21 protein-coding genes are annotated in these 24,510 nt (G+C 54.4%); 9 read left to right on the top strand and 12 right to left on the bottom strand.

Translation table 11 applies throughout. From position 1 onward, the window contains the following. Nucleotides 1–81: 81 nt before the first annotated feature. Both ACO0U8_RS17640 and ACO0U8_RS17635 read right to left on the bottom strand, forming a co-directional pair. Nucleotides 82–1,020: a sugar kinase gene (locus ACO0U8_RS17640; RefSeq protein WP_136375766.1), complete on the bottom strand. Its 939-nt coding sequence runs from the start codon at nt 1,018–1,020 to the stop codon at nt 82–84. A 204-nt stretch (nt 1,021–1,224) separates the two neighbouring features. Next, complete coding sequence (locus ACO0U8_RS17635; protein WP_305775608.1) at nt 1,225–1,461, bottom strand: 4-oxalocrotonate tautomerase family protein; 237 nt, start codon at nt 1,459–1,461, stop codon at nt 1,225–1,227. A 252-nt stretch (nt 1,462–1,713) separates the two neighbouring features. On the opposite strand from ACO0U8_RS17635, the gene pdeH reads away from it, so the two are divergent. After that, nucleotides 1,714–2,490, top strand: a complete 777-nt coding sequence (gene pdeH / locus ACO0U8_RS17630; protein WP_056775700.1) for a cyclic-guanylate-specific phosphodiesterase — start codon at nt 1,714–1,716, stop codon at nt 2,488–2,490. Between the two features lie 212 nt (nt 2,491–2,702). Continuing rightward, a complete protein-coding gene (locus ACO0U8_RS17625) occupies nt 2,703–4,757 on the top strand; it encodes an AsmA family protein (RefSeq protein WP_421671348.1) in 2,055 nt (684 codons plus the stop codon). Between the two features lie 120 nt (nt 4,758–4,877). Here the strand turns inward: ACO0U8_RS17625 and ACO0U8_RS17620 are convergent, their stop codons facing one another. From ACO0U8_RS17620 to ACO0U8_RS17605, 4 genes are all read right to left on the bottom strand, one after another. Continuing rightward, the gene (locus ACO0U8_RS17620) at nt 4,878–5,645 is read right to left on the bottom strand and encodes a CDP-diacylglycerol diphosphatase (protein ID WP_056775696.1); all 768 of its coding nucleotides are present in this window, start codon (nt 5,643–5,645) and stop codon (nt 4,878–4,880) included. Between the two features lie 59 nt (nt 5,646–5,704). Continuing rightward, a complete protein-coding gene (locus ACO0U8_RS17615; protein WP_056775693.1) occupies nt 5,705–7,027 on the bottom strand; it encodes an MFS transporter in 1,323 nt (440 codons plus the stop codon). A 287-nt stretch (nt 7,028–7,314) separates the two neighbouring features. Continuing rightward, nucleotides 7,315–8,454 (bottom strand): inner membrane protein YhjD, encoded by a 1,140-nt coding sequence (yhjD, locus tag ACO0U8_RS17610; RefSeq protein WP_421671347.1) that lies wholly within the window; start codon nt 8,452–8,454, stop codon nt 7,315–7,317. Between the two features lie 84 nt (nt 8,455–8,538). Then, nucleotides 8,539–9,438 carry a LysR family transcriptional regulator gene (locus ACO0U8_RS17605; RefSeq protein WP_390973613.1) on the bottom strand — a complete coding sequence of 300 codons (900 nt, stop codon included), beginning with the start codon at nt 9,436–9,438 and terminating at the stop codon, nt 8,539–8,541. A gap of 126 nt (nt 9,439–9,564) precedes the next feature. Here ACO0U8_RS17605 and ACO0U8_RS17600 point away from each other — a divergent pair, with 126 nt between their 5' ends. Further along, a complete protein-coding gene (locus ACO0U8_RS17600; RefSeq protein ID WP_122097222.1) occupies nt 9,565–10,323 on the top strand; it encodes an SDR family NAD(P)-dependent oxidoreductase in 759 nt (252 codons plus the stop codon). A gap of 21 nt (nt 10,324–10,344) precedes the next feature. Here the strand turns inward: ACO0U8_RS17600 and ACO0U8_RS17595 are convergent, their stop codons facing one another. Then, nucleotides 10,345–11,091, bottom strand: coding sequence for a flagellar brake protein (locus ACO0U8_RS17595; protein WP_056777153.1), 747 nt, complete (start codon nt 11,089–11,091; stop codon nt 10,345–10,347). A 364-nt stretch (nt 11,092–11,455) separates the two neighbouring features. Between ACO0U8_RS17595 and ACO0U8_RS17590 the strand changes: the two genes are divergently transcribed. The 5 genes from ACO0U8_RS17590 (at nt 11,456) to mqo (ACO0U8_RS17570) (ending at nt 15,875) form a co-directional block, all read left to right on the top strand. Beyond that, a complete protein-coding gene (locus tag ACO0U8_RS17590; RefSeq protein WP_122097223.1) occupies nt 11,456–12,034 on the top strand; it encodes a cytochrome b in 579 nt (192 codons plus the stop codon). A gap of 31 nt (nt 12,035–12,065) precedes the next feature. After that, entirely contained in the window at nt 12,066–12,608 is a 543-nt protein-coding gene (locus ACO0U8_RS17585; protein ID WP_056775682.1) for a tetratricopeptide repeat protein, read from the top strand. 80 nt (nt 12,609–12,688) lie between these two features. After that, entirely contained in the window at nt 12,689–13,138 is a 450-nt protein-coding gene (locus ACO0U8_RS17580) for an RNA polymerase sigma factor (protein WP_421671346.1), read from the top strand. After that, nucleotides 13,135–13,911, top strand: a complete 777-nt coding sequence (locus ACO0U8_RS17575; protein WP_421671345.1) for an anti-sigma factor family protein — start codon at nt 13,135–13,137, stop codon at nt 13,909–13,911. The genes ACO0U8_RS17580 and ACO0U8_RS17575 overlap by 4 nt, the downstream gene beginning before the upstream one ends. Nucleotides 13,912–14,225: 314 nt before the next feature. Then, nucleotides 14,226–15,875, top strand: coding sequence for a malate dehydrogenase (quinone) (mqo, locus tag ACO0U8_RS17570; RefSeq protein WP_421671344.1), 1,650 nt, complete (start codon nt 14,226–14,228; stop codon nt 15,873–15,875). 118 nt (nt 15,876–15,993) lie between these two features. Here mqo (ACO0U8_RS17570) and ACO0U8_RS17565 read toward each other — a convergent pair whose 3' ends face one another. Further along, the gene (locus ACO0U8_RS17565) at nt 15,994–16,212 is read right to left on the bottom strand and encodes a hypothetical protein (protein ID WP_421671343.1); all 219 of its coding nucleotides are present in this window, start codon (nt 16,210–16,212) and stop codon (nt 15,994–15,996) included. Between the two features lie 59 nt (nt 16,213–16,271). On the opposite strand from ACO0U8_RS17565, the gene mqo (ACO0U8_RS17560) reads away from it, so the two are divergent. Continuing rightward, the gene (gene mqo / locus ACO0U8_RS17560) at nt 16,272–17,924 is read left to right on the top strand and encodes a malate dehydrogenase (quinone) (protein WP_136375761.1); all 1,653 of its coding nucleotides are present in this window, start codon (nt 16,272–16,274) and stop codon (nt 17,922–17,924) included. Nucleotides 17,925–17,989: 65 nt separating this feature from the next. On the opposite strand, the gene ACO0U8_RS17555 is transcribed toward mqo (ACO0U8_RS17560), so the two are convergent. The 4 genes from ACO0U8_RS17555 to ebgR form a co-directional block, all read right to left on the bottom strand. Beyond that, nucleotides 17,990–19,489, bottom strand: a complete 1,500-nt coding sequence (locus ACO0U8_RS17555; RefSeq protein WP_421671342.1) for an amino acid permease — start codon at nt 19,487–19,489, stop codon at nt 17,990–17,992. A 51-nt stretch (nt 19,490–19,540) separates the two neighbouring features. Beyond that, the gene (locus ACO0U8_RS17550; RefSeq protein WP_217204241.1) at nt 19,541–19,993 is read right to left on the bottom strand and encodes a beta-galactosidase subunit beta; all 453 of its coding nucleotides are present in this window, start codon (nt 19,991–19,993) and stop codon (nt 19,541–19,543) included. Then, nucleotides 19,993–23,049, bottom strand: a complete 3,057-nt coding sequence (gene ebgA / locus ACO0U8_RS17545) for a beta-galactosidase subunit alpha (protein WP_421671341.1) — start codon at nt 23,047–23,049, stop codon at nt 19,993–19,995. The genes ACO0U8_RS17550 and ebgA overlap by 1 nt, the downstream gene beginning before the upstream one ends. 216 nt (nt 23,050–23,265) lie before the next feature. Next, nucleotides 23,266–24,246: a transcriptional regulator EbgR gene (gene ebgR, locus ACO0U8_RS17540; RefSeq protein WP_421671340.1), complete on the bottom strand. Its 981-nt coding sequence runs from the start codon at nt 24,244–24,246 to the stop codon at nt 23,266–23,268. Nucleotides 24,247–24,510 lie beyond the last annotated feature (264 nt).

Below are 24,510 nucleotides of genomic sequence, written 5' to 3'. Positions count from 1 at the left end.
ATGTTAAGTGAGCACAGCACTTAAAAACCGACACTTTCACAGTCTTGCTGCCCGGTCCTCATTGCAGGTGAAAAACTGCCCTTATGCCCGCTCAGGCATAAACTCCATCGGAATGATCGCCCCGCGATGCTGAATCACGGTGCTGGCTGTTTCATGCCCGCGTACAGCGGCTTCCACTGCGCTTCCGCCGGTCAGGCGCACGGCCAGGTAGCCTGCGCTGAAGGAGTCACCGGCTGCCGTAGTATCCACCACTTTCTCTTTCGGTAATTTCACGGCGGGCACATCGTGCAACTCGCCTTCCGCGCTGGACACGATGCAGCTGTCTGCGCCGCGTTTCACCACCACTTCGCTGACGCCCAGTGCGTGCGTGCGGGCAATAACGTCTTCATAAGGTTTTTCACCCCACAACATGTCTTCATCATCGAGCGTCAGGAAGGCGATATCGGTGCAGGAAAGCATGGCGTTGTAGGCGGACTGCGTCTGTTCTTTGCTGGCCCACAGACGCGGACGGTAGTTGTTGTCGAAAATGACCTTACCGCCGCGTGCACGGCAGGCTTTCAGCAGGGTCATCAGGCGGTCGCGGCTTGGGTCATTGAGGATCGCCAGGCTGATGCCGCTCAGGTAGAGATAATCGAATTTCGCCAGTGCCTGACAAATCTCTTCAGACTGCGGGCTGTCCAGCCAGTAACGCGCTGCGGCGTCGTTGCGCCAGTAGTAGAAAGTGCGCTCGCCGGTGTCATCCGTCTCAATCACGTACAGGCCAGGCAGTTTGTTTTCCAGACGCTGGGTCAGATCGGTATGAACCCCTTCCTGCTGCCACGCCTGCAGCATCTCATTACTGAAACTGTCATTGCCCAGCGCCGTCACGTAATGCACGTTCAGCGCATCAGGAGACACCTGGCGGGCGATATACACAGACGTATTCAGCGTATCGCCACCAAAACCACGATGAAGGGCATCGCCTTTTTGTGACAATTCGATCATGCATTCGCCGATAACGGCAATGTTTTTACGAGTCATTTTACCTGGCCTATGTCTGAAGCATTAAAACGAAAGAGAAGAAAAGTCCGTCATTATTGCGCTCTAGTCTCTTCATAAGAATGCGGTCAGTCAATTAAATTAAAACGAGGTTTTATTTTTTACGAGGAAGATCGAAAAAAGGGATGCAAGCGATATGAAAGTGGAAGCCGCGGGGCTTCCATCTGATGTCAGGGTAAAGACGTGTTATTTAGCTTCGTTACGCAGTTCGGTCACCGGACGCCCTCCCAGCCCCCAGTTATCCGTATCGATTTCATCGATGATCACCGTCGTTGTCGCCGGATTTTTCCCCAGCGTATCGACCAGCAACTGCGTCACGCCTGCGATCAGCGCTTTTTTCTGTTCGGCGGTCGCGCCATCGCGGGTGATTTTGATGTTTACGTAAGGCATTTTTTCTCTCCGTCTCGGGAAGGTGGGGTTAATGACGTGTTAAACGACCTCCAATGTAGAGCCTGTACAAAAGAACTTCCAGCGCGCATTGAGGGATTTACAGGCAAGAAGAAGGAGGGAAATGCGGAGTGATTAAAGTTTCTGCGCGCTGCGCCGATAGATATCTCTACAAAAGAAAGCCAGGAAATCGAACTACCTTGTCGGCACGTCATACATCGTAGTCGCGGAAGACATGTTGCCGCATGTCCCTGATTATCTGACTCTTATTCATGACGGCAGAAAAATATGATAACTAAGATGATGTTAGGGCTGATTACGCCTTCTTTTACCGCGCTTGAGCGCGTAAAAGCACAGTCATACTGGCGTCAATGTCAGAGAGTGTACCGTTTTCAGCCCATTTACCGTACAACTGGAAAATTACTGGGTATTGAATTGCTGACCGGCATTTTCCACCCGGCCGAGCCGCAGAAATTTATTTCGCCTGAGCATTACTTCGTCGCGATCGCCGTAGGCAAACGCCTGCAAATCGTGCAGGAGCAGCTCGATCTTTTGCAGCGCTGGCAGCGCTTGTTCATTGATAACGGCCTGCTGGCGTCCATTAACGTCGATGGTCAGGTGCTGGAGATGCTGCAATCGGAGTCCTCTCTGCGCGCGCAAATCAGTGCGATGCCGTACGTCCGGTTTGAGCTGGTCGAAAGTGCTGAAAATGCGCTGAGTATTCCGCTGTCGCAAATCGAACAGTCCGATCGTCTGTGGCTGGATGATTTCGGTCAGGGCATCGCAAACTTCTCGTCTTTCACGACCTGGCATTACGAGTACATTAAAATCGCCCGCGACCTGTTTATTCTGCTGTGCCAGAGCGAAGAGGGCTCGCGACTCTTCTACACGCTGGTGACGCTGATGAACCGCTACAGCAAGGGCGTGATTATTGAAGGCGTGGAAACTGCCGCTGAGTGGGCGATGGTGCGCCAGTCTGATGCGCTGGCGGCGCAGGGGTACTACCTGGCGCGTCCGGCCACTTTCGACGGGCTGGATAATCTGCCAATACATTTCGAAGAATAATGAATCACACCAAAATTTGTACAGGCAAGTCTCAAAATGCCGGACGGGTTGCAGTGGTGTGATACATTGTTATTGCCTTGATTTTATTTGATTTATGCCTTTCTCTTCCTTCCGCACTTCTCCGTTTCTTCTGCACCGTTTCAGGCAAGCTGAGGCGAATTCAACTATGTTTAAACTCTGGAATTCGTTAACTGTCTGAAAGGAACCCGTTTATGACGCGCACAGGTAAGGTGATCTCGTGGATTGCCGGTGTGATTATTATTCTGCTGATCGCCATCGTTATTTTCATCGCGATGTTTGACTGGAATCGCCTCAAACCTACGATCAATCAAAAAGTCAGCGCTGAGCTGAACCGTACGTTCGCGATCCGTGGCGATTTGGGTGTGGACTGGTCACGCCAGAAAGACGAGGCGGGCTGGCGTGCGTGGGTTCCGTGGCCGCACATCCATGCCGAAGACATTGTGCTGGGGAATCCGGCAGATGTGCAGGGCTGTGAGAAAGATGCGCAGATGGTGAAACTTGCCCGCGTAGATGCCAGCATCGCGCCGCTGGCGTTACTGCATAAAGAAGTGCTGATCCCGAGGATTTGGCTGAAACAGCCGGATGCCTCGCTGCTGCGTTTAGCCAACGGCAAAAATAACTGGACGTTCAATCTTGCCAACAGTGATCAGAAAGACCCGGCACAGCCACCGTCAGCCTGGTCGTTTACCCTCAACGACATCGTCTTTGATCGCGGGCAGATTGATTACAAAGATGCCGTGATGAAAGCCGATTTCCGCGCAGTGATTGATCCGCTGGGCAAACCATTGCCGTTCACCGAAGTTACCGGCGATAAAAAAGACGCACCGAAAAGCAAAACGCCGCCGTTCGTGTTCGGCTGGAAAGTGGACGGCAAATACAACGGTGAATCGCTCTCCGGCAGCGGGAAAATCGGCGGGATGCTGGCGCTGAAAGACGCAGATGCGTTGTTCCCGTTACAGGCAGACGTCCGCTCCGGGAATACCCGCGTGGCCGTCGCCGGGACACTGCAGGATCCGATGAACCTCGGCGGTCTGGATTTACGCCTGAAGTTCTCCGGCCAGACGCTGTCTGATTTGTATGGCCTCACCGGCGTGCTCTTACCGCAAACGCCGCCGTATTCCACTGATGGTCATTTATCGGCGACGTTGTACGATAAAAATGGCGCAATTTATCGTTATCAAAACTTTAACGGTGAAATTGGCGACAGCGACATCCACGGTTCCCTGACTTATCAGGCGAGTAAGCCGCGTCCGAAACTGACCGGCGAAGTGGTGTCTAAACAGCTGCGCTTTGCCGATCTGGCACCGCTCATCGGGGCCGATTCCAATAAAGAGAAAGCGAAACGCGGTGAGACGACGCGTCAGCCTTCTGACAAAGTGCTGCCGGTCGAGAAGTTCGATACCAAATCCTGGGGCGCGATGGATGCTGACGTGAAGTTCAGCGCAAAACGCATTGAACATGGCGAATCTCTGCCGCTCAGCGATTTGAGTACCCATCTGAAACTTAACAACAGCGTTATCCTGCTCGACCCGCTGCGCTTCGGTGTGGCGGGCGGTAATCTCAATTCCACCATCAGGCTGGAAGGGGATAAATCGCCGATGCGGGCGCGTGCAGATCTGCATGCCCGCCATCTGAAACTGAAACAGCTGCTGCCAAAAATGGAATCCATGGAGCGCAGTCTGGGGGATCTGAACGGTGATGCGACGCTCACCGGTACCGGTAATTCCGTCGCCGCGCTGCTGGGCACCAGCAACGGTGATATGAAAATCCTGATAAACGACGGCGTAGTCAGCCGCAGCCTGATGGAACTGGCGGGGCTGAACGTGGGGAATTATCTGGTCGGAAAACTGTTCGGCGATGACGAAGTGGCTATTAACTGCGCTGCGGCCAACGTCAACATCAAAAACGGGCTGGTGACGCCACGTCTGTTCGTGTTCGACACCGAGAATGCGGTGATCACCATCACCGGCAGCACCAATATGGCCACCGAGCGTCTGGATCTGACCATCGACCCGGAAAGTAAGGGCCTGCGCGTGCTGACCTTGCGTTCACCGCTGTACGTGCGCGGGACCTATAAAAATCCGGATGCGGGTGTCAAACCGGGGCCGCTGATTGCCCGTGGCGCCGCGGCCGTCGCTCTCGGGGCCGTCGTTGCCCCGGCGGCTGCCCTGCTGGCGCTGATTTCCCCAAGCGACAGCGCAGAAAACCAGTGCGGCCCGATATTGCAGCAAATGAAAGAGAAGTGATGTTAATAAAGGGGCGATATCAGCAACCCTGGCGCAGCCTGTTCCGCTGCTGCCAGGTTGCCAACGCAGGTTGCCGGAAATTATCGCGTTTCGGCATGTCTCCCGCGCTGTTTATCTGAATCACTGAGGCACAGGATCCAGCACCTTGCAGTCATGGTCCTGGATCTCCTCGGTCGAGGCGTTATTGAGTTTCAGTAAGTCACGCTCGCTTGCCAGCAGCAGGTAATCGCCGCCTTGCAGGCTGACCATCGCCATACCGAAATGCCCCATCTTTTTGTCGGCGCCCGGCACGCCAGCGGCCAGAATGCGGAAAGCCCCTCGCTGATTCAGCTCAGAGGGGGTGACTTTGCGTGCCAGATAGGTGTGGCCGAGCAGTTGATCAGGCAGTGTCTGCCAGTCGTATCCGAGCTGCGCGCTGTCTTTAATCAGCGTGGCTTTGACCTGTGGTAGCAGACAGGAAATATGGATGTGCAGCTGGTTCTGCGACCGTCCGTATTGTGAGTTGATCGCCAGTGAAACATTACTGTCGTCGATCGGTTTTCCGTATTTCTCCGCCATAAAATGCCGCGCACTCCAGGCCTGACTGAAGAAATTCGGCGTGGCCGGTTCCAGCAGTGCCGGGCTTTCCATGCCGGTGATCCGCGCACTGGGCATCAGTAAATACTGCAACGGGCCGTTCAAATCTTTCAGTACCACAAATCCCTGCTGTTCATCGACCTGCGCACAAGGCGCGGGTTTTCCGCTGCTGCGCTGATTAGGCACGCATTTCTGACTGATGATATTCCACAGGGCATTAGGATTTGAGGTGTGAGGCCAGAAGAACCAGAAAGCGGCGGCAATCACGATAAGCAGAAGCAGGGCAGGCAGGATCAATCGTCGTAAGCGCATAAGAAACCTTCGCAGAAGGCACCGTGCCGGGCGCATACCGGGCACGGTGTCCAGGTCAGTTACAGTGACTGATGGGCGGTTTCTTTGGACAGCAGCAGCGCAATTAACGTCAGCGTTGCCATAAAGGCCAGATAAACGCCCACATAGAACAACCCGTAATGGGTTGCCAGCCAGGTGGCGATGTACGGCGCAACGGACGCACCCAGTATCGAAGACACATTATAGGAGAAGGATGCGCCGGTATAGCGAACTTCCGTCGGGAACAGTTCCGGCAGCAAAGCCCCCATCGGGCCGAAAGTCAGGCCCATCACCATGAATCCGCACAGGAGGAACACCATCACCAGTGCCTGCGAGCCGGAACCCAGAATCGTCGGGAAGCTCAGCGCGAAAACAATCATCAACAGCGTAATGCAAATCATGGTTTTGCGACGGCCAAATTTGTCAGCCAGCTGGCCGGCAATCGGCACCATCACGCCGAATCCGATCACGCCAAGCATCAGCATCAGCAGGAACTCATTACGCGGAATGCCCAACCCGACAGGTTTTGCGGCAGTGCCGTAACCGAGTGAATACACGGTCATGATGTAGAACAGCGTGTAAGTTGCCACCATGATGAAAGTGCCGAGGATCGTCGCTTTTTTGTATTGAGTGAACAGCGTGCCGATAGGCACTTTCACCTGTTTACCGGCTTTGGCGATTTTCGCGAACACCGGCGTTTCATGCAGCGAAACGCGAACGTACAGACCGACCAGGACCAGCACGGCGGAGAGAAGGAACGGCACGCGCCAGCCCCAGGAAATGAACTGTTCGTCAGTCAGCAGCCACGACAGCAGCAGGAACATGCCGTTGGCAAAGAAGAAGCCGATCGGCGCGCCGAGTTGCGGGAAAGAGCCGTAGAGCGCGCGTTTTTTCGGTGGCGCATTCTCGGTGGCGAGTAATGCCGCACCGCCCCATTCACCGCCCAGTCCCAGACCCTGACCAAAACGCGCCAGTGCCAGCAGCATCGGTGCGAACACGCCAATGGTGGCGTAAGTCGGCAACAGGCCGATGACCACCGTGGACACGCCCATGGTCAGCAATGAGGCCACCAGCGTGACCTTACGGCCAACGCGGTCGCCGAAGTGACCAAACAGCGCAGAGCCGATCGGACGTGCAATAAAGGCGATGGCAAAAGTAGCGAGTGACTGTAGCGTGGCGGCCGTCGGGTCGCCCTGCGGGAAGAAGATATGCGGGAACACAATGACGGCGGCGGTCGCGTAGATATAAAAGTCGAAAAATTCGATGGCCGTACCGATTAGCGATGCCACGATGACTTTGCCGCGGGAGTTCTGACTCACCAGGTGCGCGTCAGCTTCTAATTCTGGAGTGATAGTGGCTTGCATAAGTGTTTCTTATTTGTAATGAGTGAGAGGGAACTAATGTAAATAAATGTATAGCGAAAAGGCATCTTAAGCAGAGCGCGACGGCATTTCAACGCGGCAGGGCGCAGGGAAAAGGGCATTTCAGGCGGGATCGGGCGATTGTTTTATTAACATCCTGTTTCACCCTTCATAAGTTTGGGGAACAGATGAAATGCAGAGTAACTGACTGGAAAACGGCAAAATAAAAGTGCACGCCTCAGTCAGTTATTCTGGTTTTCAGGGTGACGCAGAGACTATTTCAGTGCTAATCACTGCTTTTGTGCTTTGGTATCAGTATTAACGTCTGCGATATGTATTTCGTCTGGCACGATGACATGGTCAGGCGAGTATTCACTGTCGTTTACCGTTGTCCCTTTTGCTTTCTGCGCGGCTTTATCTTTGCGGTCTGGCATGCGCGGATCGTCTTTGTACTGCGCGGTGGCAATCCATGCGGCGACAAACAGCGTCAGGCGGGCGAAGAAATAGAAGAATGCCATCAGGCCGATCACCGAACCAAAGGCGGCACCGGACGGCGAGGTCGCCAGGCGCGGCAACGTCATGGTCATCACAAATTTGATCACCTCAAAACCGATCGCCGCCAGCAGCGTTCCGCGTAGCAGGGCTTTTTTACGCGGTTTATGACGCGGCAGCATCCAGAATATCCACAGGAACAACAAATAGTTGGCCGCAATGGAAATCACCAGCGCGATGCTGGTCATCACCGGCCTGAGCCACTCGATTCCGCCCAGCCCCAGCGCATCCACAATGGATTTTTGCGCCGAACCGGCAATGGAGGTCAGCGACAGGGTGATGATCAACGCCAGCACCAGACCGGTCAGCGAGACGAAGTCACGTAAATAGCGGCGGTAGATTTTCTCCTGATCCTGCGGGTTACGCTCCCAGACATCACGCGACTGTGCGCGGATCGCTTCACGCAAATTCCCCATCCAGCTGATGCCGGAATACAACGCAATCAGCAGCCCGGATAAACCCACCGCGGTACGTTGCTGAATCGCCGTGTTCACCGTACTTTTCAGCGTGGCCGCCAGATTAGGGTCGCTGATGCTGTTGACGATCTTATTGATAAGCTCCGCCAGCAAATCCGGGTTCGAGGCCAAAACAAAACCGACGGCGGCGAACGACACCATCAAAATCGGGATCAGCGACAGGAACGAAAAATAAGTGATCGCCGCACCAAACTGGCTGCCAAGGCGATCATTAAACCGCTCGGTGGTGCGCAGCAGATGCGCCACCCATCCCCAGGATTTGACGTGTTCCACCAGGTGCGAAAATCTGCCGATGTTTTTATCCACCGTGTGATTGCCGGTTTTGATGTTAATCAGCGGCGTCGCTTCTTCCTGCTCAGCCGCGGCGTTTTTTGAAAGGTCTTCTTTTGAAATGAGGGGCATTGATCCATGTTGTCCTTAAAAGTGCATCCAGCCCTAAGTATAGACACCTGAGCGGCTCAGGCGACGGGGCAGCGGTTTAACCGCTCAGGCAATGAACGTTTGGGATATTTCTGTCAGCCAGTCCATGAACACTTTCACCCGCCGCGACAGGTTAAGGCGGTGCGGATAGACCAGCGTGACCGGCATCGGCGGCGCGCAGTATTGCGGCAGGACACTGACCAGCTGGCCGTTTGCAAGCGCGTCACGTACGCCCATCAGCGGCACCTGAATGATGCCCAGACCCGCAAGACAAGCGGCTACGTAGGTTTCCGTGCTGTTGACTGTCACCGCGCCACCGCTCCTGATGGTTTTCAGCTGTTTGCCGTCCAGATATTCAAAGACATCACTGTGGCTGCCGAGCGTTTGCTGGTAATGCACCATCGCGTGATGGGCCAGCTGTTCGGGGTGCTCAGGTGTGCCGTAGCGTTGCAGATAGCCGGGGCTGGCGCAGTTGATCATGCTGAGAGCGCCGAGCGGGCGGGCAATCAGCCCGGAATCTTTCAGCGTGCCGGAGCGGATCACACAGTCAAACCCCTCGCGCACCACATCCACGCGGTGATCGGTGCTGCTCAGTTCGATTTCCAGCGCCGGGTAGCGGTTGAGAAACTCCGCCAGCCGTGGCAACACCAGATGCGTAGCCATGCCGACCGACATATCCACCCGCAGCCGTCCGCTGACGCTGGCCGGATTCGACTGAAACATCGATTCCAGCTCTTCCATATTGGCCAGCAGCTCTTTGCAGCGCTGATAAAACACCTGGCCGTCCTGTGTCAGTTGTACACGGCGCGTCGAACGGTGCAGCAAGCGGGCAGACATCCGGGTTTCCAGTTGCTGCACCAGACGCGAGACACTGCCCTTCGGCAACCCCAGACTTTCGGCGGCGCGGGTAAAATTGCTCAGTTCGGCGACACGCACGAAAACCTGCATCGATTGTATTTTATCCACATTTTACCCAATTGTTGTTTGTAATGAGACAGTGAAACTCATTATGGGGCATTTATCACGCGCGCGTAATCCAATAGGCTGGATTTCATCCAATGCAGCAGTGACATAAACATGATGAGGTCTGGAATGAACCGTAAAATCGCGATAGTGACCGGTGCAAGCCGTGGTTTAGGCAAGAATGCCGTTGAAAAGCTCGCAAAAAAGGGCGTGGATATCATTTTGACTTACCACAGCCAGCAGGACGCCGCGCAGGCGGTGGTGAAATCGGTCGAGGCGCTGGGCGGCAAGGCTGTGGCGCTTAAGCTCGATGCGGGAGACAGCAGCAGCTTTGATGCGTTTGTTACCGGCGTCAGCCACCAGCTTCAGCAGATCTGGCAGCGCGATACCTTTGATTTTCTGGTGAACAATGCGGGCGTCGGGCTGCACGAGTCTTTCGCCAAAACCACCGAAGCGCAGTTCGATTTGATGATGAACATCCACCTGAAAGGGCCGTTCTTCCTGACACAAAAACTGTTGCCTCTGATGGCTGACGGGGGCCGTATTCTGAACGTATCCAGCGGGCTGGCGCGTTTTGCGCTGCCGGGCTCTTCCGCTTACGCCATCATGAAAGGCGCGGTGGAAGTGCTGACCCGTTATCAGGCAAAAGAACTTGGCGCGCGCGGTATTACCGTCAACGTGCTGGCACCCGGCGCGATTGAAACGGATTTCAGCGGCGGAATGGTTCGCGACAATCCTGAGGTCAATAAAATGGTGGCCGGTAACACTGCGCTGGGCCGCGCCGGATTGCCGGATGATATCGGGGATATGGTGGCGCTCATGCTCAGTGATGAGGCGGGCTGGATGACCGCCCAGCGGGTCGAAGCTTCAGGCGGTATGTTTATCTGATCCGACGTTTCTGGCCGGTATTTAATCGTGCTGGAAACGCTTCGCTTTTATATGCTGTTGTTTTTCCAGCTCGAAAATAGCCCGTTGCAGGTCGCGTTCCTGCGCGGGTGACAAACGCGGAAACTTAAAGCTCAGCCGCTGGGTGCTGACCGTCTCGCCTTTATTGCTCACCGATTTACGCGGCATCGAACCGATATACTGCAAATCCAGTTTGAACGTGCCGAGTTCCGCCAGCTGGATCAGCGAATCTTTCAGCACTTCGCCCGAGGCAATTTCCGGCAGGGTGGTGCCATCAATCTCCAGCCCCAGACCGCCGAGGGAAATATCCCTGACCCGGTAAGCAAAGTCACTGGCATCGGCTAATTTACCGCTGCAACGGTAATCCGGCAGCCAGGGTACGCTCACGCGGAAATATTCACGGCGTTGAATGAAATAGAGAACCGGCGGAATATCACAGATAAACGTAGGCAGGCCGTCGTAGGTGACCTGACGCACTTTTCCGCAGGCGAATTCCACTTTGGCACCCGCAGGTTCTGCGACAAAACTCAGCGTGTCTGCGGCCATCGCCAGACCGTTTTCATAATCAGAACTGCCCAGATCGAATAAGAACTGATGACCGTCGGCATTCACGTCCAGAATTTTACTGATAAATTGCCCACGGGAATGGGTGACCATCACCAGCGTCTGGTTTTTTTTCAGATCCCGTAAAACGGACAATATTGCCAGCGTGTTACGCTTAGCAAACGACTCTTTGGGTACTTCGCTCACCTGCCACACCTCATAATTCATTAATCATAAATTGCTGGCGCAGCCTTTGACGTATAAAGCGCCCGTTACGGTTATCGGCTACCCGGAATAAATCTTTATTGTACTGACCCTGATATTTTGCGCGGCTCAATGTGAAATTTCGGCGTCAGGTCAGGGAATACCTGCCGCCCTGAATCTATATATAGGCGATTTTTCACCCACGTGAGTATCATTTTTTTCCTCATCGGAATTTTATTACGCTGACTGTGGGCTGTCACACCGGTCGCTCAGTTTCCACTCATTTGAAAATTTTTCTCTTTTCATCGAATAAAAAACCATGCTCAGGTGTTTACCTTCATATCGAACACTGACGGGTACCGTTCTTATGCAAAATTCTTCTTCTGTTCTTCGCAGCCGTTACGACGGGCTGACCATTCTTCTGCACTGGCTGACGGCGCTGGCCGTGGTCTTTCTGTTTGCCAGCGCGCACATCTGGGAAGTGCTGGAGCGCGGTACGCCACTGCGTAAAGGGCTGCAATCCGTGCATATCTCGGTGGGCATTCTGCTGGCGGCGATCATTGTCGGGCGTCTGCTGTGGCGGCTGTTCACCGTCAGCACGGGGCGCAGCAAACAGAAACCGATTGCCATGCCCACGCTGCTGAAAGCCGCTTCGCACCTGACCCATCTGGCGCTCTATTTACTGCTGGTGGCGCAGATCACCCTGGGCTTTTTATTCCGCTGGTCGCAGGCCGAGCCTTTCTATTTCTTTGGTTTATTTCCGATCCCGGATGTTTTCAATTTCGACAGCGTGATGACCAAAACTTTTGGCTCATTGCATAACAACGTGGCGTGGGCGCTGATTATTCTGGCTGGCGTGCATGCCCTGGCGGCACTTTTCCATCATTACGTTCTGCGCGACGGCATTCTGCGCCGCATGTTACCGGGCAGTGAAAGCCGCCCGTAAATCATCAATATGTACCCTACAGGACATCATCATGAAGACGAAAAAAACGGTTAACGCGCTGTCAGTGGCTTGCCTGGCGGCTAATTTGCTGCTGTTCGCGGGCGTTGCCCACGCGATGGGCGACGATTCCGACGCGAAAAAAACGCCGGACTGCCCGAAGGGGCAAATCTACGACAGCAAAACCAAAAGCTGTATGGTGGATAAAGGCAGCATGATTTCCGATCAGGATAAAACCCAGTACGCCTATCATCTGGCGAAAACCGGCCGTTATCAGGAAGCGCTGACCGTGCTGAATACGCTCAAAGATCAGAACACCAAAGAGGCGTGGAACTATCGCGGCTACGCCACCCGTAAACTCGGGCGCACCGATGAAGGCATCAGCTATTATCAGAAGTCGATCGCCATTGATGCCAATTACGCCAAAGTCCGGGAGTATCTCGGCGAGGCTTATATGATTAAAGGGCGTCCCGATCTCGCCAAAGCTCAGCTCGCCACCATCAAAGGCTTATGCGGCACCGGTTGCGAAGAGTATCGTGATCTCAGCGCCGCCATTGACGGGCATCCTGAATCCTGAAAACGGGGAAACGATAAATCTCACCCACAGACTTACGTCACGAACTGAGCCAGTGTCTGGCCCGCCTCTGGCGCTATGCGATGGTGTTATCGCATAAGCGCGATGTGGCCGACGATCTGGTGCAGTCCACCTGCGTGCGTGCGCTGGAACGCAGCGCGCACGTGGTGGACAGCGCCGGAGTCGATCGCTGGCTGTTTTCGATTCTGCATTCCATATGGGTCAATGAACTCAGGGCGCAGCACGTGCGTCAGGGGCAGGGATTTGTCGATACCAGTGAGCTGGATACGCCGGCCGATGCGTTTTCATTCGAAGATAAGCACTGGCACACGCAGGTGATGCAGCGGGTGAAACGCCTGCCGGAAGCCCAGCGGAACGCGGTTTTTCTGGTGTATGTCGAAGGTTTTACCTATCAGGAGGCGGCGATGACGCTGTCCGTACCTGTCGGCACCATTATGAGCCGTCTGGCATCCGCCCGGCTGACGCTGGCACAACATGCCGGTAAGTCGTCACGACAGGGAGAGAAAAAATGAACGGTGAAACCTTATCTTCGCCATTTTCTGATGAAGTGTTAGTCGCGTATCTCGATAACCGTCTGAGTGAAAAACAGCGCGCGCAGTTTGATCAGCAACTGGCGCGTGATGACGTGCTCGGCGAGCGTCTGGCGCAGATGGCGCGCAGTAATTTGCCCTTCCACGATGCCTTTGGCCTGATGCTGCAGGACGCGCCGGTCGGCAGGCTTCAGGCCGCGCTGGATGCCATCCCCGATGCGCCGGTTTCCCGCCCCGGCGGCGTCAGTCGTCGTGCCCTGATCGCCGCGTCAGTGAGTTTTCTGGCGGTCGGCCTGCTTGCCGGGCGCTATTCCGCCACCTTGCCCGCCGAAAGCACCTGGCGCGATCGCGTGGCCGATTACATGTCGTTGTATTCCGCGCAGACGCTGGCGGACGTCAGTGATTCCGTGGAGCAGCAGCAAATCCAGCTCTCGCGGGTGCAGAAAACGCTGGGCATTGCGTTAAGCCCGGCGGGGCTGTTAGTGCAGGGCGCGGAGCTTAAAAATGCCCGCCTGTTGCATTACGACGAATATGATATCGCGCAAATCACCTATCTGGATGCGCGTTCCGGCCCGATGGCGTTGTGTATCACGCGCAGCGAACACCCCGGCAATACGGCGCCGCAGAGCGAAGTGCGGCAAAAGATGAACGTCATTTACTGGCGTGATTCTGGCTATAACTTCATGCTGATCGGCCACAGTCCGGCAGCCATTCTGGCGCAGCACGCCGCCACGTTGCAGGCACGCATCGCATGAGTGACGTGCTGATAGTTTCGTCACGGAACTAACTTATGTAATTATTTAAAGTATTAAACTATTTTTAATGCACGTAACGGCAATGTTAAAATGTTTACGAAATCTCGATAATATGAGTAATCGGTAACATTTGTGTGGTTGAATTGTCGTTCTGCACCGCAGTTTTCGTTACTCCCCATTATTGTCCTTTCATACTCTGTGGAAATAATCGCTTGTTTCCCACCGCATCGGGTTGTTGATTTCGTTTATCCAGGGGAAATCTGGATAGCTTTCACCTGCAAAACTAAAACTAAACATTCAGAGAAACAGACGTCATGAGAAAGTTACTTGCCATGATCCTCTGCCTTAACGTGGTTGCCTTCAGTCAGTCAGCGTTCGCAGAAGATGAAAAGCCCGTGGATGTGTTACTGATCGGCGGCGGCATTATGAGCGCGACGCTGGGGACATACCTTCAGGAATTAGAGCCAGACTGGTCCATCGACATGGTCGAGCGCCTGGACGGCGTGGCACTGGAAAGCTCCAACGGCTGGAACAACGCCGGTACCGGTCACTCTGCGCTGGCAGAAATGAACTACACGCCGGAAAAAACCGACGGCAGTATCGATATCTCCAAAGCGGTCGAAATCAACGAATCCTTCCAGATTTCCCGCCAGTTCTGGACCTATCAGGTTGAGAACGGCGTACTGCACAACCCGCGCTCCTTCATCAACAGCACGCCGCACATGAGTTTTGTGTGGGGTGATGACAACATCAATTTCCTGCGTAAACGTTTTGCGGCGCTGCAACAAAGCACGCTGTTCCGTGGCATGGAATATTCAGAAGACTCGGCGCAAATCAAACAGTGGATCCCGCTGGTGATGGAAGGGCGTGACCCGGCACAGAAAGTCGCTGCGACCCGCATTCCGATTGGTACCGACGTGAATTTCGGCGAAATCACCCGCCAGCTGGTGGCCTCGTTGCAGAAGAAACCTAACTTCTCGCTGAGCCTCGGCCATGAAGTGCGTGACATCAAACGTAACCCGGATAACACCTGGGACGTCACCGTGGCTGACCTGAAAAACGACGGCAAAGAAAGCGTCATCAAAGCCAAATTCGTGTTTATCGGCGCAGGCGGCGCGTCCCTGACGTTACTGCAAAAATCCGGTATTCCTGAAGCGGATAACTACGGCGGCTTCCCGGTCGGCGGCGAATTCCTGGTGACTGAAAACCCGGACGTGGTGAAACGTCATCTGGCAAAAGTGTACGGTAAAGCGTCTGTCGGCTCGCCGCCGATGTCCGTTCCGCACCTCGACACCCGTATTCTGGATGGCAAACAAGTTCTGCTGTTCGGGCCGTTCGCTACCTTCTCCAGCAAATTCCTGAAAAACGGTTCCCTGTGGGATCTGTTCGGCAGCGTGAATTTCTCCAACATCATGCCGATGACCCACGTAGGCATCGACAACTTCGATCTGGTGAAATATCTGGTCAGCCAGGTAATGCTGTCCGACGACGACCGTTTCGATGCATTGCGTGAATACTTCCCGGATGCGAAGAAAGAAGACTGGCGTTTGTGGGAAGCCGGTCAGCGTGTGCAGATCATCAAAAAAGATGAGAAAGAAGGCGGCGTTCTGCGCCTTGGCACCGAAGTGGTCAGCTCGAAAGATGGCAGCATTACCGCGCTGCTGGGCGCTTCTCCGGGCGCATCCACCGCCGCACCGATCATGCTGCATCTGATGGAAAAAGTGTTCAAAGACAAAGTCGCGACGCCAGAATGGCAGGCCAAACTGAAGGAAATCATCCCTTCTTACGGCACCGAACTGAACGGCAACGTGGCGGCAACCGAGAAAGAACTGGGCGACACCAGCCGCGTTCTGATGCTCGACAACCCGCAGCCGAAAGCGGCAGAACCGGCTCCGGCGGCTGACAACTCTTCGGCTCCGAAAAAGGGTGAAGAGCAGAAGCAGGTGGCTGACGTCGCGCTCTGATCTGATTTGTTAACAAAACCATCGTAAAGGCGCGGGCAACCGCGCCTTTTTAACATTTGCGCTCCGCACGCTGTCCCTCCCCAACCCGATTTAGCACGAATTGCGCGTTCTTTGTACGCTAAAAATCCGCGCTGAACAGGGGCTGAAATCTCCGAAAAACCAGACAGGCTGCGGCCTGCATGATGATCTTCTTGGCGCATCTCCTCTTTTTTTGAAAGGTTAAATCCTTTTTTAAATTATGTAGTGATAATGTTATATTCGTTGCTGTCATTTGAAAAAATGAAGTTTCAGTAACGATCCCGCGTGTTTTTTTGCTAATTTCTTGTTCGACAGCCATAACAATATTCTTAAACGAATCGCCAAAAACAGAACTGAACATTTAGAGAAACAGACGTCATGAGAAAGATACTTGGTATGCTTCTCAACCGTGACTCACTGGGTGCCAGCGAGCCTGCGGCCGCAGAAGACGAAAAATCCGTTGATGTATTGCTGGTCGGCGGCGGAATTATGAGTGCCACCCTGGGGACCTACCTTCAGGAGCTGGAGCCAGACTGGTCGATCCATATGATCGAACGTATGGACGGCGTGGCGCAGGAAAGCTCAAACGGCTGGAACAACGCCGGTACCGGCCATTCCGCGCTGGCAGAAATGAATTACACCCCGGTGAAGCAGGACGGATCTGTCGATATCACCAAAGCGGTGGCGATCAACGAAGCGTTTCAGGTTTCCCGCCAGTTCATGGCATATCAGGTGCAGAAAGGCGTGCTGAATAATCCGCGCTCCTTCATCAACAGCGTGCCGCACATGAGCTTTGTCTGGGGCGATGAAAACATCGATTTTCTGCGCAAACGTTTTACCGCGTTGCAGGAAAGTACGTTGTTCCGTGGGATGGAATATTCAGAAGACCCGGAACAAATCAAACAGTGGATCCCGGCAGTCATGGAAGGCCGTGATCCGGCGCAAAAAGTGGCAGCCACCCGCACCACCGCAGGCACCGACGTCAACTTCGGCGAGGTAACCCGCCAGCTGGTCGAGGCGTTGCAGAAAAAATCCAATTTCACGCTGGCGAACGGTCAGGAAGTGCGCGATATCCAGCGCAATCCGGACAGAAGCTGGCGCGTCACCATCACCGATCTCCGCCACAGCCACAAACACCACGTCGTGAACGCGAAATTTGTGTTCATCGGTGCGGGCGGGGCGTCGCTGACGTTGCTGCAAAAATCCGGTATTCCGGAAGCGCGTGACTACGGCGGTTTCCCGGTGGGCGGCGAGTTCCTGGTAACAGAAAATCAGGACGTGGTGAAACGTCATCTGGCGAAGGTTTACGGCAAAGCCGCCGTCGGCGCACCGCCGATGTCCGTGCCGCATCTGGATACCCGCATCATCGATGGCAAACAAGTTCTGTTGTTCGGGCCGTTCGCCACTTTCTCCAGTAAATTCCTGAAAAACGGCTCCCTGTGGGATCTGTTTGGCAGCGTGAACAGCTCCAACCTGCTGCCGATGACTCACGTCGGTATGGGTAACTTCGATCTGGTGAAATATCTGGTCGGGCAGGTGATGCTCAGCGATAACGATCGTCATGCGGCATTGAAGGAGTTCTTCCCGCAGGCCGAGCAGAAAGACTGGAAACGCTGGGTTGCCGGGCAGCGCGTGCAGGTCATCAAAAAAGATGGCAAGCATGGCGGGGTTCTGCGTCTGGGTACCGAAGTGGTCAGCGCACAAGATGGCAGCATTGCCGCGTTGCTGGGCGCATCGCCGGGAGCATCAACGGCGGCTCCGATCATGATGAAGTTGCTGGAAACGGTCTTCAAAGAGAAAGCGGCCAGCCCGGCGTGGCAGGCTAAATTCCGCGAAATCATTCCGTCTTATGGCACCAAACTGAACGGAAACGTAGAAGCCACCGAGAAAGAGCTGCTCGATACCAGCCGTATTTTGCAACTCGATATCCCGTCGATGAAAACGACGCCGGTCGCCGATGTGGTGCAACTGCGCCCGCTCGACGCCCATGCGCAGGAAGAAACCAATCTGCCCGCAGATATCGCGCTGTAAGGTCGGGTTCGGAAAAAAACAAAACCGCCTTCTCAGGCGGTTTTTTTATGTCTATGTTTTTCCCGTTACGCCCCTGACAGCGATTTGGTGACCGTCGCTTCTTTCAGGCGGGCGGTTTCATTTTGCGATTCCAGCACAATTCTCGCCAGCGGGGTGTCCTCGTGGTAACGGGTGTTCTCATCCAGACCTTTGGAATATTTATTGTATTTCCACCAGGCATAGCCGAGGAATAACACCAGTCCGCCGACGTTATAAAACATAATGGTAATAATGCTGGCACCGGTCGGGAAGGTCGAGGCGATAAAGCCGACGGTGAAAATCACAATCAGCGTACTGACGATGGCGATCCCCTGCATTCTGGAACCCATTTTAAAATCGCGTTTAACGCTGTCGTATTTCAGCCGCAGATTCAGATAGGCCAGCATAATAAACAGCGGTGGCAGCATCGATGCCGCGGCGGTCATGTTGATCAGCGTATTCATTAATTCCTGTACGCTGTTGGAGCCGAGCGTCGGAATGAGCATCAGCGGAATGACGATAAGAAACTGGATCCACGCCGCGCGCGTCGGGACACCGTGTTTATTCAGACGAATGGTTTTCTCGCCAAAAATCCCCTTAGGAATTTCAGTAAAGAATATTTTGACCGGCGCGGCCGTCCACATCAGCAATGAGCCAAACATCGCGGTGAAAGAAACCACGCCGACGAAGCGGTTCATCATCACCGCCGGTAAACCAAAGTGCGCCGATAACCCTTCAAATACCTGCACGGTGCCGCCGGTGAAATGCAGCGCGGACTGTGCCACAAACACGTTAATTAACAGGGAGGCGATGGAATACAGCACGCCGATCACCAGCCCGGAAATAATGATGACTTTCACGAACGCGCGGCTGCCGCCTTTGACGTCATTCACGTACACCGCGACCGATTCCGCGCCACCCGCGGCCTGAAATATCCACGCAATAATGCCTAAAAATGCCCAGTTAACATGCGGCGTCATGGCCTCGACGTTAATCGGATTGGCCGGTTCAGCGCCGCCGATCAGTGCTGCGCCTGCCAGCACAATATAAGAGAACGTCAGCAGCAACATTAATGTCGAGGTCACCGACGTCATCGGCCCGAGTAATTTCGCGCCGCTGTTGGAAATCAGCGTGGAAAAGGCAAACAGGCAGATGCTGATAATAGCCGTGGTGACTGGCGTGAAAATATAGTCATGGCCTAAAAAGGCGTACGAGGCGTAGGCAATCACGCGCGGCAGCAGCGCGGTGAAGAAAAATAAATTCACGAACCAGTAGGTATAGGCGGTCATAAATGCCCAGCGTCCGCCGAGCGCGCTTTTTACCCAGGCGTAAACTCCGGCTTCCGAGTTTTTATTCAGCGAAACAAACTCGGCGATGATCAGACAAAACGGGATGAAATAGAGGATTGTCGCCACCAGAAAAACGGGCGCAGACGCGATGCCCAACTGAATATTGTTATTAATGACATTGTTGAAGCTAAAAACGGCGGCAAATGTCATGGATAACAATCCAAATTTGCCGATTGTGTTTCTGCTCGATCCGGCCATAGAAACTCTCCAACTGCGATGTTTATAGGGTAAGGGTTTTATTGTTTTTTATTATTTATTAACGAAATAACTCTCTTCGATAGTCACCTGTAAGATGATTTTTCTGACGTCTTTTTCCGGCCTGAACCGGCAGGCTTCATGATTTTCAAAAATGATCACGCTGCCTTTATTCACTTTGACTGTTTCACCCTGGCCGCTAAAAAATTCACGGTCAGTCTCATCGTCATAAGGCGCCACGCCGTGCAGGGCAGATTTCGCGGCAAACTCGATTTCTTCTGCCCCTTCGAGGTAATAATGCACATCGAAATAACGGCGGTGACCTTCGAATTCCGTCCGTTGTTTTTCGCTGCCGCTGGTTAGCCGGTAAACCAGCGAATCGCCGACAGAATGGAAAACGCCGGGACGAATATTTTCCAGGTTATTGATGGCTTCCCTGCAGCGCTGCCATTTCTTTCCGCTGCGATACAGCCGCTCAAATTCATGTAAAGAGTCGAGAATAATCATCAGTTTTCCTCCCCGGTATGAAAGGTGAATTCCGCAAGGTGCTGGCTGTCGGTGTCCTGCTGGCGGAACGGCACCAGCGTGAAGCCGTAGCGGAATGCAGAGAAATAGACGCGGTAAGAATCGAGCACTTCCGACCCCCATGAGTTAGAACCCAGCCCCATGATTTTGTGATCGAGATTGAGCGTCAGGCAGCTGTCCGGCGTCAGTTCGTCGATGTGTTGCGCCTGTTGCAGTTGCTGCGAACTGTACGGCCACAGGCTGAAATTGATCGGCTGGCGCGGCTGAATGAAAATCCCGCGACCGGCGTTATCCCGCAGGCTGAGCCAGCGGACGTCCTGCCGGTTGCCGTTGTCCTGCGGCATCGGGTAGTTTTCAAATAAACGGCTCACCGGTTGCTGATAATGGCCGATCAGGTTGGCCTGACGGCTGTCCTGATAATTTTCGCCCGGCCCGCGGCCGTAATATTCCACCTGCGTGAAGCGGCGGCTGATGCCAACATCAAGGCCGATTTTCGGGATGACGTGGCTGAAATTGCCATAAGGCGTGCCGGATAAATCGAGGCTCACCGCGCCCTGAGGCGATATCCGCCAGCGATAAGTACAGCGCATACCGAAATCGAAAACAGGCGGCGCAATGATGCTTTGCACTTCGATCACCACGTCGTCCTGCATACGCTCCCAGCGCAGCGACCGTAAATGCTGCTGCATGATGTGCAGATGATGGGGTTGCCACAGGCCTTCGAATTCCGGTTTGTGGTTGTCGATGACCGGCTTGAAGAAGTTGATTTTCGGCGCACGGCCCAGGATTTCTTCGCCGTCCACCTGCCAGCTTTTCAGTTCACCGTCGAGGCGGGAGAATTCGAGCCGGAAGTTTTCGCCGCTGACGATCAGCTGATGTTTTTGCGCGTCGCAAAGCAGCGGGGTGACGCGTGTGGCAACCGGCGAAGCAGGCAAAGGCTGCGCCGCCTGCAACAGCATCTGATACTGGCCGAGCGGATGCTTTGCGTCACTGTAGGCGGTCGGGCTGTTTTTGCAGATGCTGACGTTGAGGAAAGTTTCCTGCCCGCTGGCGGTGAATGGCGGCAGGGAAATCTCTTCCGATTCGCCGGGTTGCAGATGCGGCAGGGTGATTTCGCGGGCTTCTTCACAGCGACCGGCGATCTGCACGGTCAGCGACAGCGTGATGTCTTCCAGTGAGCTGAACCAGTAACGGTTTTTAACACGCAGCGCGCCGCCGCTCAGGCTGACGCCGACCGGGCACAGCACCTGTTTATATTCACGCAGGCCGGGGCCGGGGGTTTGATCCGGATAAATCAGCCCGTCCATGCAGAAGTTGTAGTTGTTCGGATAATCGCCGTGATCGCCGCCGTAGGTGTAGCGCATCCGGCCATTTTCGCCGGTTTCCAGCAGGCCGTGATCGCACCATTCCCAGATGTAATGCCCCTGCAGGCTGGCGTGGCGGTTGAGCACTGCCTGATATTCGGCTAATCCGCCGGGGCCGTTGCCCATCGCATGGGCGTATTCGCAGATGATGCGCGGTTTGGCGTGCGGGTATTCACCAAACGCATTCATCATGGAAACACGGGAATACATGGTGCTGATGACGTCGGTCACTTCGGCGTCGCGGTCTTCTTCGTAGTGAACTAAACGCGTCGGATCGAGTGCTTTGCAGCGTGCGGCCATCGCGCGGATATTGCAGCCATAACCGGATTCGTTGCCGAGCGACCACATGATGATCGACGGATGATTTTTTTGCGCCCTCACATGACGCTCAATGCGCTCCACATAGGCGTGTTCCCAGCGCGGATCGTCGGTGATGCGGCTCAGATCGCCGACGTTGGCGAAACCGTGGCTTTCCAGATCGGTTTCGGCCATGACGAATAACCCGTAGATGTCGCACAACTCGTAAAAGCGCGGGTCGTTCGGGTAATGGGCAGTGCGCACCGAGTTAATGTTGTGCTGTTTCATCAGGATGATATCGCGCTCCACCCGCGCCATATCGACCGCGCGCCCTTTGCGGTGATCATGGTCGTGGCGGTTAACGCCGTGCAGCTTGAGGTAGCGCCCGTTGACGTGAAACAGCCCGTCGCGCACGCCGATATCACGAAAACCGACGCGCTGCGGCACCACGGAAACCACCTTGCCCGCATCGTCATACAGTGTCAGCAGCAACTGATAGAGCTCAGGATGTTCGGCGTTCCACTGACGTGGCTGGCTGACCGGTATGTCCAGATGACAACGGGCTTCATCGCCGATATGCAGGTTATCTGCTGACAATTGCGCCACACAGACGCCATCGTCGAATAACTGCGCATGCAGGCGATAACCGCTGACCGGCTCGCGCAAATTACACAGAACGGCATCAATGCTCAGCACGGCGTCGCAGTAGTTTTCATCGAACGCGGTAACCACGGTGTAATCATTGAGATGAACCGGATTTTGGCCGGTGAGATACACATCGCGGAAAATCCCGGCCATCCACCACATATCCTGATCTTCGATATATGTGGAGTCCGCCCACTGCAGGACGCGCACCGACAGCAGGTTTTCGCCCTGGACCGCAAACGCGCTGATATCAAATTCCGCGCACAGGCGGCTGCCTTTGCTGAACCCGGCGTAATGGCCGTTCACGTAGATTTCGAAGTAGGTTTCGACGCCGTCGAATTTGATGATGATCTGTTTGCCTGCCCACGCGGCATCGAGGCTAAACGTCCGCTGATACGCGCCGGTCGGGTTACTGGCGGGCACGAAAGGAATGTCGATCGGGAACGGGAAACCTTCGTCAGTGTATTGCAGCTGGCCGTGGCCTTCCATCTGCCACATTCCGGGCACGGCGATATCGCTCCAGCCCGTCACCGGCTGGTTGTAAAATGCGTCCGGCACTAACGCCGGGTGATCAAAATAGGCAAACTGCCAGCGACCGCTGAGCAGCTGAAAACAGTGGCTGGCCGCGCGGTCAAAGCGCAGTGCCTGTTGCGCAGTGTCATAGCTGAAAAAACTGGCCCTCGGTGGTAAACGGTGTTCTGACTGCTTGTCGATGTTTTCCCAATTATTCACGTGATCTCTCCTGAGACGTGTATCTATGGGAAACAAGATAGTAAATATTTAGTAAAAATAACTAAAAACATTTACCGATTGTCAGAGGGATCACACTAATTAAAAAAAGCGGTGAGGGATCAGGCAGTTAATTTTTAACGATCGTCGGCGATCCCTTTGACGCCTGCCCGATCGGAAAAAGCAGGGCGTCAGAAGGTGTGAACCGGCAGGGCGGGATCAGCGGCGGGTGGTATCGCGCAACTGCAATGAGCTGGGGACAAATACCGAAAGCGGCACGTTACGGTCATCACGCAGGCGCTCGGTCAGCAGGTTAACCGCCTGCGCGCCCATGGTTTCGGAATGAATGCGCACCGTTGATAAAGAAGGGAAAACAAAGCGTGCGGTCGGGATGTCGTTGACGCTGATCAGCGCGATCTGCTCCGGGATTTTCACGCCGTGCTCCAGCAGCGCACGGGTCACGCCCAGCGCAATGGTATCGGTGGCAATCAGCAGCGCCGGAGGGTACGGCCTGTTGTCCAGCAGCATTTTTTTGGCGCACTGGTAGCCGGACTGGCTGGTGAAATCGCCGTAATAAATATCCTCTGCCTGCACCACATTTTTCAGCCGGCCATATTCCACAAAAGCCTGCTCGCGCTGATCGGCAAATTCAGGTTCATCGCGCCCGCCGATAAACCCGATCCTCGAATAGCCTTGCCCGATGAAGAAATCGATCACCTTCTGGCTGATCTTAAACAGATCGACATTCACACAGTCGGACTGCGGATCGTCCATCACGCCATCAATAAACACGACCGGGAGGGATTGCTGACTGAGTTGCTGATGAAGCGCGGCCTGCGGCTGACCGATAACCAGATAGCCCTCGGCAGACGGCAGGGCTTTATCGCCGGTAAAGTCGTAGCCGGAAACCAGCGTAATGCCGAGTTTTTCGCATTGTGTTTCAATGCCATAGCGCATGGAAAGATAATAAGGATCATCAATTTCCAGCCCCTGGCGGTAAGTGAACAGCGCGGCAAACGTCATGCGGTGGGTGGCGTTGCGCCTGGCCGACGACAGTTTGTATTCCAGGCGTTCTGCCGCTTCCAGGATTTTCTGCCGGGTCTGCGCTTTTACGCTCAGGCTCGGATCGTCATTCAGCACGCGTGAAACCGTCGCAACGGATACGTTCGCGGCCTCAGCGATTTCCTTTAATGTTGCCATCAGCGTCTCAGTCCAGGGTTATCAGTAAATCAGGCGGTTAGCTTAATGGCTACGCAGACGCATGTATACACGCCGCATGCGCGCAGGGCTGCAAAAATGCAGTGTGACCCGGTTAACGCTTTACCGATATTTAAGTATATTTTAGTAAAATATTTACTAGTATGCGTTTTAATTTCTGGCTCACTTTCAGCCCCTCACCCTGAGCGATGCGCATACCGATGAAGAAAATATCACTCAATAAAATACTCATATTTTTATTATTCG

The sequence above is a fragment of the Rahnella sp. EDr1-12 genome, from assembly GCF_049206505.1.
GTDB classification, from domain to species: Bacteria; Pseudomonadota; Gammaproteobacteria; order Enterobacterales; family Enterobacteriaceae; genus Rahnella; species Rahnella rivi.
This window is presented reverse-complemented; position numbering and strand designations above follow the sequence as displayed.

Excerpts from the sequence above, each read along its gene's own strand:
- ebgR (WP_421671340.1), bottom strand. The coding sequence starts at position 24,246 with ATGGCAACATTAAAGGAAATCGCTGAGGCCGCGAACGTATCCGTTGCG.
- ACO0U8_RS17590 (WP_122097223.1), top strand. The coding sequence starts at position 11,456 with ATGCAAAATTCTTCTTCTGTTCTTCGCAGCCGTTACGACGGGCTGACC.
- ACO0U8_RS17625 (WP_421671348.1), top strand. The coding sequence starts at position 2,703 with ATGACGCGCACAGGTAAGGTGATCTCGTGGATTGCCGGTGTGATTATT.
- ACO0U8_RS17615 (WP_056775693.1), bottom strand. The coding sequence starts at position 7,027 with ATGCAAGCCACTATCACTCCAGAATTAGAAGCTGACGCGCACCTGGTG.
- ACO0U8_RS17600 (WP_122097222.1), top strand. The coding sequence starts at position 9,565 with ATGAACCGTAAAATCGCGATAGTGACCGGTGCAAGCCGTGGTTTAGGC.
- pdeH (WP_056775700.1), top strand. The coding sequence starts at position 1,714 with ATGATAACTAAGATGATGTTAGGGCTGATTACGCCTTCTTTTACCGCG.
- ACO0U8_RS17555 (WP_421671342.1), bottom strand. The coding sequence starts at position 19,489 with ATGGCCGGATCGAGCAGAAACACAATCGGCAAATTTGGATTGTTATCC.
- mqo (WP_136375761.1), top strand. The coding sequence starts at position 16,272 with ATGAGAAAGATACTTGGTATGCTTCTCAACCGTGACTCACTGGGTGCC.
- yhjD (WP_421671347.1), bottom strand. The coding sequence starts at position 8,454 with ATGCCCCTCATTTCAAAAGAAGACCTTTCAAAAAACGCCGCGGCTGAG.
- ACO0U8_RS17585 (WP_056775682.1), top strand. The coding sequence starts at position 12,066 with ATGAAGACGAAAAAAACGGTTAACGCGCTGTCAGTGGCTTGCCTGGCG.
- mqo (WP_421671344.1), top strand. The coding sequence starts at position 14,226 with ATGAGAAAGTTACTTGCCATGATCCTCTGCCTTAACGTGGTTGCCTTC.
- ACO0U8_RS17620 (WP_056775696.1), bottom strand. The coding sequence starts at position 5,645 with ATGCGCTTACGACGATTGATCCTGCCTGCCCTGCTTCTGCTTATCGTG.
- ACO0U8_RS17565 (WP_421671343.1), bottom strand. The coding sequence starts at position 16,212 with ATGGCTGTCGAACAAGAAATTAGCAAAAAAACACGCGGGATCGTTACT.
- ACO0U8_RS17550 (WP_217204241.1), bottom strand. The coding sequence starts at position 19,993 with ATGATTATTCTCGACTCTTTACATGAATTTGAGCGGCTGTATCGCAGC.
- ACO0U8_RS17580 (WP_421671346.1), top strand. The coding sequence starts at position 12,689 with ATGGTGTTATCGCATAAGCGCGATGTGGCCGACGATCTGGTGCAGTCC.
- ACO0U8_RS17575 (WP_421671345.1), top strand. The coding sequence starts at position 13,135 with ATGAACGGTGAAACCTTATCTTCGCCATTTTCTGATGAAGTGTTAGTC.
- ACO0U8_RS17640 (WP_136375766.1), bottom strand. The coding sequence starts at position 1,020 with ATGACTCGTAAAAACATTGCCGTTATCGGCGAATGCATGATCGAATTG.